This is a genomic window from Arthrobacter sp. Edens01 (assembly GCF_001307035.1).
GTDB lineage: Bacteria > Actinomycetota > Actinomycetes > Actinomycetales > Micrococcaceae > Arthrobacter_B.
This window is the reverse complement of record NZ_LKIU01000001.1, coordinates 38,277-48,636: the sequence shown is the minus strand read 5'-3', so window position 1 is coordinate 48,636 and position 10,360 is coordinate 38,277. Positions and strand designations below refer to the sequence as shown.

The window sequence follows — 10,360 nt, the reverse complement described above, 5'->3', positions numbered from 1 at the left end:
CGCAACCGAGACGGTGGGTGTCACCACCGTTCTCCCTGATCCGGTGACCATTGCGGCTGCCACGGTCAGCGAGGCCATCGTGACGAACACCTACACCTTCAACCCGGGCACGTTGGTGGTCACCAAGGAGATTGCAGGGGCGGCTGCGGGGCAACAGGGTGAGGTCGTCCTGAATGTGGTCTGCACTGTGGATGGTGAAACCGTGCTGGATGAGACCGTGACGATCCAGGCCGGTGCCACAGGCGAAGTCATGAACACCTACGGCGGCCTCGTCCAGGGATCCGAGTGCGCGGTTACGGAGACAGCCACCGGTGCAACCACCGGGCTGGAAGTCAGCACGACGCTTCCTGACCCGGTGGTCATCACAGCTGCAGCCGCGTCCGAGCTGCGGGTGGTGAACACCTACACCGCCACGGCCGGACCGACCCCTCGGCCGACTCCGGCCCCGTACCAGCCAGCCAAGAAGCGCCTTCCTTCCACAGGCGCCGAAATGGCAGGCGGGTTCCTGGCACTGGGTGCAGGACTGGTCGCCATGGGCGGTATCGGGGTAGCAGCAGCTAACCGCCGCCGCGGCAGCAGGCACTAACAGCAGTTAGGAAGGAGATTGAGCGGCCGGCAAACCCGGCCGCTCAATCTCTTTAATCCTTGCCCGGCTCTTCCGGGTCCTTGTCCTCGGCGCCCGGCACGGCGCCGAATCTGCGGTTCACCCCGGAGCCGTGACCCATGGAATCGGGGTTGGGTTTGCCGGCGATGATCATCAGCAGGAACGTTGCCAGGCACACGATGAACGCGATGCAGCCAGCTGCGAGGCCCAGCTGCCACCGGGATTCGTTGGTTGCGCCGCCCGTGGAGACCACCGCCGTCGTAATGGCCACAAAGCCGGCGATGATTCCGGATGCTATGACGGGGACGTTGCCGTAGTCCGGTCCGCTGTCAGGGGTTCCCTGGGATCCAGCCATGTTGTCAGCTCCTGGACGCGTCGTGCCGCTCTTCCGTCCTGCAGATTCTGCCACCGGGACCAGACACCCAAAAGGGACGCAGGCTGTTTGCCTGCGTCCCTTTTCGCTTTACCGGAAGTTTGTTGCCGTCAGATGCGTGCTGCGGCAGAAACTGCCGACGCGGAGGCCAGTGATGGAGCGGAATCAAAGCTCATCTCAACAGCGGATGCGCCACCTGCCACGAGGGCAGACACGATGGCGACACCCGCCAGGAGGGCAGTTGTCCGGTTACTGGTTCCACGAGTGGACCGTGTCTGGAACATGGGTCCTCCTTTCTATGGCCGTGGTGGAGGATTAGCGCCCAGCACGAACTGCCGGGGTATTTTTCACTCCACTTAAAGGGTAGGAACCTGCACGGGGCCGGTGGCATAACGCGTCTCACAGATGCGGTGATTAGCGCCGTGTTGTTGGCCACGGAGGTGTGTGGCGCTGCGTAAGCCGGATTGCCGGATTGCCGGATTAGCGGCGGCTCCGCAGCGCCTGCCACGCGCCGGTGGACCAGAGGGCCCAGATGACCAGCAGGGGCTGGAAGAACGGCCGGATGAAACGCTTCTGGTCAGTGTCCAGGCCGAAGCCGTCGGTCTGCGTTACGTATTGCGAGATGTTGCCCGGGAAAATCGCGATGAAGAAGGCCGCCGCAGCCAGACCCACGGGTATCCGGCGGCAGGGCAGCGCGGCCAGCGCAGCGCCAAGACCGATCTCTGCGACGCCTGAAAGCAGCACCACCAGGTCCTTGTCCAGCGGAACCCAGCCGGGGACCTGTGCCTGGAACTCGTCCCGGGCAAAGGTGAGATGGCTGGTTCCGGCAAACACCAGGAACACGCCCAGCACGACGGCGGCCACGCGGCGCGGGCGGGTGGACTTCGCTGCGGGCTGGGTGAGGGTTCGCATAAGGGGGCGTCGAGACATGCCCTGACGCTAGCAGTGTGCCCGGTAGGTGGAAAGCGGGCCGCAGGCCGACCTAGTGTCCGAAGGCGTTCGAATCCAGGATTCCGGCTTCACCGGTGTCCAGCGCGGACAGCGCGGCGATCTCCGAATCCTCCAGCACGAAGTCGAAGACGGCCAGGTTCTCCTCCAGATGTGCGCGGGAAGACGCCTTCGGGATCGGCACCAGCCCCTGCTGGACATGCCAGCGCAGCACGATCTGTGCGGGATTCTTCCCATACTTCCGGGCCAGGTCTGTGACGGAAGGATCATGGAGCAGCCCTTCACCGCGTCCCAGGGGACTCCACGATTCCGTGACGATGCCCAGCCGGTTGTTGGCCTGCCGGGAAGCTTCACGGATATGCCGGGGATCCACCTGGATCTGGTTCAGGTCCGGAACCAGGCCCGCTTCGGCGAGGCGCTGCAGATGCTCCGGCTTGAAGTTGGAGACCCCGACGCCGCGCACCATGCCTTCTTCAAGAAGGTCCGCGATGCCCTGGACGGCTTCAACGAACTGGTCCTGGCCGGGGTTGGGCCAGTGCACCAGGAACAGGTCGATGTACTCGGTACCCAGCCGCTGGGCCGACGCGGAAAAGGCTTTCCGGACTCCCTCCCGTGAGTGCCACTGCTTGTTGAACTTGGTGGTGATGACCACCTCGCTGCGGGCAATGCCGCTGCGGCGGATGCCTTCTCCTACACCGGTTTCGTTGCCGTAGTTCTCAGCGGTGTCGAACAGGCGGTATCCAACCTCTACAGCTGTGGCGACGGCGTCGGCCGCCTGCGAGTCATCGAGCGGCCAGGTGCCCATTCCCAGGGCGGGCAGCTCAAGTCCGTTACGGAGGGTGATGGCGGGGGCGGTGGAGATCGGCATGCTGCTTCTTTTCACTGCGGGTTTTGTACGAGCCTAGCCAACCCAGCTCTCCGTGGCGGAAACGTCCAGGACCCGGTTGGCTCCTCCGCGGCTCTTAGTTGGCTTCCGTACGCTCCGGACGCAGCATTCGTGGCGGCTGGAATGCAGAGAAGGAGCCCCCTCTGCCGAGGTTGTCTTCCTCCGAAATCCGGTCAGCCAGACGGTTGAGCGCGGCAGGGTGCGCCAGATTGGACCATCGCCCGGAGTCCAGCCGCTGCTGAAGGCTGGTTACCATCGCGGCGATTTCCGCATCCGCGAAATTGCAATGCCCCGGCCTGTCTACGAAAGCCTGCCGGAGGAGTGCGTTGTCCCCGTTTCGACGCACCCGCTCGGCATATGTCCCGGCCTGCGACACTGTTGGCGCGGTGTCGCCGGTCTCGTGGAGAGAAAGTACAGGTCCGTCGATATCGCCAAGGGGCGTGGCGTAGGCCTGCATGTAGGCAACGGCAGCAGGATTGCCCGTAATCCGCTCTGCGGAGTTGACTGTCCTGAGGTCATCCTCCAGAGAAATCCCTGCCTCCGCGTAGAGGGAACGGACCATTTTTTCCTGACCGGATTGAGTCAGCGAGCGGGCATAATCGACTCCCGTGTTCCAGGAGAAGTTTCCACCGGCGCGCTCTTCCAGCGGCTGCCGCGGCGAGATCACTCCGAACATGAAGGCTGCGTACAGCTGTTCCTGCTGGGCCGCATAGTCACGCGGTGAAGGCTCCGGCGCATTCTGCTGGGTCCAGACTGGAAGCTGGGCAATGGTTGCGGCCAAGGCAATTCGTGCCCGCCCGGCCGGCGTTGCCTGTGCCTCATCCAGCACTTCGCGGAAGGCCGCCTGGCGGGTTGGTTCGTCCTGGATATTGACCAGTTCCAGGCGCTCGTCACCGGGTGCCAGGAGCATCTTCAGCACGAAAGCTCCGTCCAGGCTCCCGTTCAACATGGGAACGGCACCGGCCACGGATCCGCACAGTGGCAGGGCGGCGTCGAACAGCCGGGGGTGAGCCTCCATGTTCGCGACTGCGGTCAGCCCGCCCATGGAGGAGCCCCAGGCGACCACTGAGCTGGGTTCGCCGAGCTCAGACCTGACCACCTCAAGGAGGGCGGGCTGGTTGGCGATCAGCCCTTCGACTCCCCATCCTCCCGCCGCCGCCGCCGTGCTCCCGGCGAGTGCGTATCCCTTCGACAGCAGCCAGCTGCGGAGCGTGGAACTAGGCGCCGCAGCGGCTTCCGGCGAGCCGCCGTACCCCGGATTCCACACCAGCACCGTTCCATTCCAGCGTGTGGGTTCGTGCAGGACGTATTGTCCTCCACCGGGCAGGGTTCCCCGCAGCTCCGTAAGCGGTTGGTCGAGCACCGCGGCCGCCGGACTCTCTGAAACAGGAGCAGCATTGGCCGGGGAAACCGTTAATGGTGACACCGTGAAACAGGCGGCGACAACGGCGGCGGACAAAGCGGCCAGCCGGGCTTGGGTTGCGATTCTCAATGATGAACTGATGTATGGCATGGAAAATCCTTCCCGCGGCGCACCCTTGCGCCTAACGGAGGTGCATGGCGTGGAACTGGAGGGGCACGGCCACCGGTCAGTCCTTGGACCGAAGCAGCGAAGCCGATGCCGCGAAGGTGTGGTGCGTGGCCAAGTCGGCCAATGACTCCTCATGCGCACGCAGGATCCTGCGGAATCCTGATTCGGCTGCCGGGCCCAGGCTGTCATAGAGGGCCGAGCAAACCGCCACTGCGCGGTGCATGGGAAAGTCCGGGCCGAGCAGCTCATGGGGGAGACAGGGATCCTGCCGCCGCAGGGTGCGCCATTCAGCCATAATCGACGTTCGAAGCTGGAGGACTGCGTCCCCCGGGCGGAGCCCGGTGCCGGGCGCAGCGCTCACGACGCTGTCCGTTCCGTGCTTGAGGGCAGAGGCCGCTGGTTCCCACCGATCGATGAACTCCGAATAGCCCGTTGCCAGGGCCTGTAAATCGAAAGCGGACTGGACTGCCTCCAGGCCCGCCGCCGCCGGCAGCCGGGCATCCGTGAACACGGTTAACTGGTCTGGGCCCAGGAGTCCGTCCATGCTCGTCTTCAAGCTGCTCACCGAGCCCAAATGGTTGCCCGGCCGCACCCAGAGAGCATCGTACAGATTCCCGAATCCCAGCTGCCGGAGCTGATCGCGCAGAATCCTCCGCGTCCCCTTCGCGTTCTCCGGGAGGGAATATCCCACCAGGGTCCAGGACCCGTCCCAAACCTGCTGGAGGTGGCTCATAAACAGCGAACGGACGTGCGTGTTGATGCGCTCCCGGCTCATCGGGGACACCGCGTAGGCAGTTTGCCGGCCGGCCTTTGTGCCGACCAGGAAGCCCCGCTGTGCCAGTCTTTGAATCGCGGCGCGCGCCCCGCTGGGAGTCACCTCGAAGACCTGGAGCAAATCCACCAGTGCGGCAGAGGGGATGGGTTCGCTCCGTGCATGCCAGTAGTCGCCCAGCAGAACTGTCAACAACTGCTGGGGACGTGCGCCGTTCTGGAACCGCGGCAGGGTTGGCGTAGGCATGGGTCGATTCTGTCATTGGCTGACAGTGCGCGGTTTGGGCACACGGGCCGCACCTGCTGCTGTCTTCCCGATCAGGCGAAGCGGGACGGCGCGCGGACCATATTCGAGCCAGTTCATCATCACGACGTCGCCGGCGAGATCAAAGCGGTCGGTGTTCTCCAGCAGCACTTCGAGGGCTATGAGCAGCTCCATCCTCCCCAACGTGGCCGCCGGGCACTTGTGGGACCCCCTGCCGAAGGCAAGGTGAGAGTTGTTGGGCCTGCGCAGCACGAACTCGTCCGGATCGGGAAACACCGTTTCATCCCTGTTGCCCGAAGGGAATATCAGGGCAATCGGATCTCCCTCCCGAACCATGCGTCCGTGCACGAGGGCGTCCTGTTTCGCTGTCCGCGCGAAAACCCGGTACGGCGCGTGCAGCCGCAGGAACTCTTCGATGGCGGCCGGAAGGTTCTCGGGATTCGAACGCAGGTGCTGCTGCAGGTCCTGATCCTGGGCCAGATGCACCAGACAGCTGCCAAGGACCGCCTGTGGAGCGCCCATCCCTGCCACGATCATTTGCCGAATAGTGGCAATCGCGGTTTTCTCGGTGATGTGGTTCTCCGGGTTGAGTGCGGCCTCATGCAGGCTGGAGACGAGGTCCTGCGCTGAATCGGCGCCGGCAGCCAGGCGTTCCCGGTAGACCTCTTCGGCTATCCGGTAGAGCTCTGCGCTGCATTCGCCAATGACATCCTCATCCATGTCCTGGATGGCAAAGGAATAGCGCACGCCGATCTCCCTGATATGCCGGGTCAGCGAGGATGGGACGCCCAGGAAGGAAGCGAAGCAGTCCATGACAAAGGGGGCGGCGAAATCGCGCACGCCGTCGGCGTCGTCGTTCTTGGCCAGCAGCCCCTGTACCAGTTCCCCGGCACTCTCGCGGAAGGCTGACTCATGCGCGCGGACAGTCGAGCGGCGCAGCACGGGATCGATGGCCTCACGGTAGGCCGTGTGCTCCGGCGGATCAAAATGCAGCGGAGGGCGGCGCGAGGAGCGGGGCACGTGGGGCACAACGTTCTGGACCGAGGTGATAAAAAGCTCGTCATCCTGAGTAATGCGGACTATGTCCTCGTAGCTTGTTGCAGCCCAAAAACCACCGAAGTCTTCGCTCCAGGGAAAGGGGTTGGTGCGCCGCAGTTCGGCGTAGTCCCGGTGGGCGCTCCCGAAGGTCTCATTGAGCGCGGGAGACCACTCGGAGGGCCGGGGGCCATCCACCGCGCTTTCGAGCCCGGGGTTCTCGTCGGAAGAAGCAAAGCCATAGGGGCACTGGCCCATTTCAGATAACCTTTCTGCGGGCCCAGCGGGCCACGGATTCTAGCGCCACGACCACAACGATCAGGCCGATCAGGATGCCTGCCGTCTGCTGGTAGTTGAGTGTTGCCACTGATTCGTCCAGCAGGAATCCGATCCCGCCGGCTCCCACGATGCCCAGCACTGCTGATTCCCGCAGCGCCAGGTCCGAGGTGAACAGGCTGTTGCCGATGAAGCTCGGCACAAACTGGGGCCAGACGCCGCTGACGAAGACCTGAACGCGGCCGGCTCCGGTGGCCTCCAGGGCCCGGAGTGGAGCGGGGTCCACGTTCTGGAGGGAGTCCGTAAAGAATTTGGAGGCCAGGGCAGTGCACGAAATGGACAACGCCAAAAAACCTGCAAACGGTCCCAGCCCCAGTGCGGCAACAAAAATCAGCGCGTAGACGATGTCCGGGATGCCGCGCATAAAGACCACCACCGCGCGCAGTGTGAGGGAGAGCGGCTCGAAACGGATGAGATGGCGGGTGGAGAGTACAGCGATGATCAGACCCAGAAGAACCCCGAAGAAGGTCGCCGTAAAGGCCATGATGACGCTTTCGAATATCCCGAGCAGGATCTGTTCCGTAAACACCGGCGGCACGAATCCCGAGAGGAGTGCCGCCGCGTTATCCCAGGCCTGGCCGAGACGGGCCGGGTTGAGGGAAAGCTGGCTCAGTGAAAAGAGGAACAGCATCAGTGCCGAAACAGCAGCAGCGGTACGCAGCACCCTGGACCGGTTCCAGCCGGGATCAGCCTGGGCCGCGCCGGCAACATGGAGTTGGGATTGGGTATGTTCATCGGCGTGTTCGGCGACCGCCCGCTGCACCAGATAAGCCACGAGCTCCAGGATGAGGAGCAGGCAGACGATCACCAGGATGATGCCCGCGGCACGGCGGTAGTTGAGTGAGCCGATTGCAGTCTGCAGGGCAACACCAATACCTCCCGCGCCCACCAGCCCGAGGATGGCAGAGGCACGGACATTGATATCCAGCCGGTAGATCACCAGTGACGTGACCGCCGGAAGGGCACGAGTCAGGGTAGTGGACACGAAATTTTGCAGCCGGTTCGCTCCGACCGAGGCAATCGCTTCGCGCGGGGAGGGTGCCTGCTCCTCGAATACGTCCGCCATCATCTTTCCGACCATGCCGATCGAGTGGAAGGCGATTGCGAGTCCGCCGGCAAGAGGGCCAAGGCCGAAAATACGCACGAAAAGGATGGCGAAGATCAGCGACGGGACGGCCCGTGTCACGATGATGATGCCCTGGGCAAGCCACCGGACCACCCGGGGGCCGGTGAAGTGACGGGATGCCGCTGCGGCGAGGAACACCGACGCAATGGTCGCCAAACCGGTACCCGCAACCGCGATCCACAGAGTTTCCAGGGTCAGGGCCAGCAGATCGGGAAACGGCCCCGTGGTGGGCGGAACCATCCGCTCCAGCAGCCGGGCAATGTCTCCGAAACCGGCCGCGACGGCGGCCGGACGAATGTCAATCCACCAGACACCGAAGACGGTTACGGCCAGGTAGGCAAGCGGAATGCCCAGGGTTGCCGCGGAAACACGAGGGCGTTTGGGTACTGCCTGCGTGGCCCCTGGCGGCAGCTGCCCGCTGTTGGAACGCCGGCGTTTCGTGCCGACGCCGTCTGGCCGGGTGTCCGCGGCAGTTTCCTTCATTGTGCCGCTCATGGGCGGGCGCCCTTCGCCTTTTCGTAGATGGCCCGGAGCGCCTCCTCCGAGGTATCTGACGTCCGTGTGTCGAGGATGAGCGAGCCGTTCCGCACCGCCACCACCCTGTCGGAGACCTGCAGGGCCAGGTCAACCTGGTGCAGGGAACAGACCACCGTGAATCCGTCCTCCGCACTTAGTCTCTTCAGGGTGTTCAGTACGGACATGCTCGCGCTGGGATCCAGCGACGCGACGGGCTCGTCGGCCAGGACAATCTCGGCGTCCTGCATCAGGGTCCTTGCGATCGCGACGCGCTGCTGCTGGCCGCCGGACAGAGTGTCACAACGCTGGAACCGCTGATCGACCAGCCCTACCCGCTCCAAATTCGCCACGGCTTTTTCCCGCAGTTGCCTGGGGTAGGTGGAAATCCCGTAGCGCGGCATCCTGAGCGACCCCAGCGTCCCCATGAGTACGTTTTCCATCGCGCTGAGCCGTCCGACCAGCCCGAACTGCTGAAATACGAATCCCACGCGGGTGCGCAGTTTTTGCAGGCTCCTTCGTCCGCAGGTTCCCGGGTTCACACCCAGAACCGAAACCGTCCCGGTGGTGGGGCGGTGGCTGCCGTTGATCAGGCGCAGCAGCGTCGATTTGCCGGCACCGGACGGGCCGACCAGGGCCACAAATTGTCCCGGCTGCACCTGAAGGTTCACATCCCGGAGGACCTCTTTCGAGCCGAAGCTGATGCCAAGATCCCGCAGGACGAGGCTGGGTTGCGTGCTGGCGGCACTGACGCCGCCAGCGGTGGACTGATGAGCCAAAGGATGGGGTCCTGAGTCTTTTAGGCGTTCGGGGATGGTCATTCGGTGCTCCTGGGAATTACTCGTTCCGGCATACTTCGGCCTGCGTGGTCTCGCAGATCTCGCGGATCGATGCAAAGTCCTCCTCAGTGGCCGGTTCAAATGCGAAGGCTCCGGTCCCGCCCCACTGGCAGGCCATCTTGCCTGCATATTCGTTGCCCCACGGGGCGAGTGACTCACGCTGGTTTTCCGGGCAGAGGCCCGCTTCAGCTGCGGTCACAGCGTTGTATTTGAGCACGGCATCAGTGATCTGGGTGCGAAGATCCTCCGGCAGCCAGTTTCCAATCACCATCGGGGTGCCTGGAATATCCGGGGAGGTCCAGATGGTGTCCACATCGCCGTCCTTGATGACCCCGCGTGCCGGGAGCAGATCGGTAATGAAGGTTCCGGCCACGAACGCGACGTCGCAGTCGCCGGCCAGCATCTGGGTGACAGCTACATCATGCGAACCCGCGAAAATCGGATTGATGTCGTTCTTGGGATCGAGGCCGATCGCAATCAAACCAGCTGCCGCGGCCAGATATCCGGTGCTTGAAGCGGGATCCGTGAAGCAGACATCCTTGCCTTCCACGTCCGCCAGTTCTTTGATATCCGCACCTGCGGCCACCACCCCCAGCGACTGGACTGCACCGGAGCCGGCGGCAGGGGTCCGCTGGTCCATTGCAATCGGGGTGACGTCCGCGACGTTCTGGGCAAGGTAATAGGAGAACGCGCCGTAGGTTGCCACATCAACGCGCTCGGCTGCCTGCGCTTCGATTACGCCCGCGTTGCTGCTGACTGCCTCAATCGTGGTGGGGAGGCCCGTTTCCTTTTCGATTGCGGCCACGATGGGCTTGAAGCTTTCCTCGAGTTCCTTGCTGTTGTCAGTGGGCACAACGGCAAAAACCAGCGACTGCGGTGCATCGCTCGAACCGCCTGTCGACGCAGGGCGGGCATTGGGGCTGGCGCCGCAGGCGGTGAGAAGGAGACTGGCAGCGGCCAGCGCGGTGACGGTCTTGAAGCTCTTGTGCATGATCGACTCTGATCCTCTGGTTGCCGGAACGGTGCATGGCCGCCATTGCCCAATCCCCGGGACCTTGAGCAACACTTACGGGGTCGAAAGTCACATGAACTGTGGCCTATTGAGCCGAAGTGAATACGGATCAGGATATGGC

At 63.8% G+C, this 10,360-nt stretch carries 11 protein-coding genes; 1 reads left to right on the top strand and 10 read right to left on the bottom strand.

Annotated elements, in window-relative coordinates; all coding sequences use genetic code 11:
• A partial coding sequence (locus AO716_RS00220; protein ID WP_200907568.1) for a DUF5979 domain-containing protein occupies positions 1-586 on the top strand: 586 nt, incomplete at its 5' end.
• Positions 587-638: 52 nt separating this feature from the next.
• On the opposite strand, the gene AO716_RS00215 is transcribed toward AO716_RS00220, so the two are convergent.
• The 10 genes from AO716_RS00215 to phnD form a co-directional block, all read right to left on the bottom strand.
• Positions 639-959: a hypothetical protein gene (locus AO716_RS00215; protein ID WP_055238953.1), complete on the bottom strand. Its 321-nt coding sequence runs from the start codon at positions 957-959 to the stop codon at positions 639-641.
• Between the two features lie 128 nt (positions 960-1,087).
• The gene (locus AO716_RS17395) at positions 1,088-1,261 is read right to left on the bottom strand and encodes a hypothetical protein (RefSeq protein WP_160317896.1); all 174 of its coding nucleotides are present in this window, start codon (positions 1,259-1,261) and stop codon (positions 1,088-1,090) included.
• Between the two features lie 196 nt (positions 1,262-1,457).
• The gene (locus AO716_RS00210; RefSeq protein ID WP_082413208.1) at positions 1,458-1,907 is read right to left on the bottom strand and encodes a hypothetical protein; all 450 of its coding nucleotides are present in this window, start codon (positions 1,905-1,907) and stop codon (positions 1,458-1,460) included.
• A gap of 52 nt (positions 1,908-1,959) precedes the next feature.
• Complete coding sequence (locus AO716_RS00205) at positions 1,960-2,793, bottom strand: aldo/keto reductase (RefSeq protein WP_055238951.1); 834 nt, start codon at positions 2,791-2,793, stop codon at positions 1,960-1,962.
• A 94-nt stretch (positions 2,794-2,887) separates the two neighbouring features.
• Positions 2,888-4,324: a hypothetical protein gene (locus tag AO716_RS00200; RefSeq protein WP_160317895.1), complete on the bottom strand. Its 1,437-nt coding sequence runs from the start codon at positions 4,322-4,324 to the stop codon at positions 2,888-2,890.
• A gap of 76 nt (positions 4,325-4,400) precedes the next feature.
• Positions 4,401-5,360, bottom strand: a complete 960-nt coding sequence (locus AO716_RS00195) for a PaaX family transcriptional regulator C-terminal domain-containing protein (protein ID WP_055238949.1) — start codon at positions 5,358-5,360, stop codon at positions 4,401-4,403.
• 12 nt (positions 5,361-5,372) lie between these two features.
• Entirely contained in the window at positions 5,373-6,671 is a 1,299-nt protein-coding gene (locus AO716_RS00190) for a cytochrome P450 (RefSeq protein WP_055238948.1), read from the bottom strand.
• A 1-nt stretch (position 6,672) separates the two neighbouring features.
• Positions 6,673-8,370 (bottom strand): phosphonate ABC transporter, permease protein PhnE, encoded by a 1,698-nt coding sequence (phnE, locus tag AO716_RS00185; protein WP_055238947.1) that lies wholly within the window; start codon positions 8,368-8,370, stop codon positions 6,673-6,675.
• Positions 8,367-9,209, bottom strand: a complete 843-nt coding sequence (gene phnC / locus AO716_RS00180) for a phosphonate ABC transporter ATP-binding protein (RefSeq protein ID WP_082413207.1) — start codon at positions 9,207-9,209, stop codon at positions 8,367-8,369. The genes phnE and phnC overlap by 4 nt, the downstream gene beginning before the upstream one ends.
• A 16-nt stretch (positions 9,210-9,225) precedes the next feature.
• A complete protein-coding gene (phnD, locus tag AO716_RS00175; protein WP_055238946.1) occupies positions 9,226-10,218 on the bottom strand; it encodes a phosphate/phosphite/phosphonate ABC transporter substrate-binding protein in 993 nt (330 codons plus the stop codon).
• Positions 10,219-10,360: the final 142 nt, after the last annotated feature.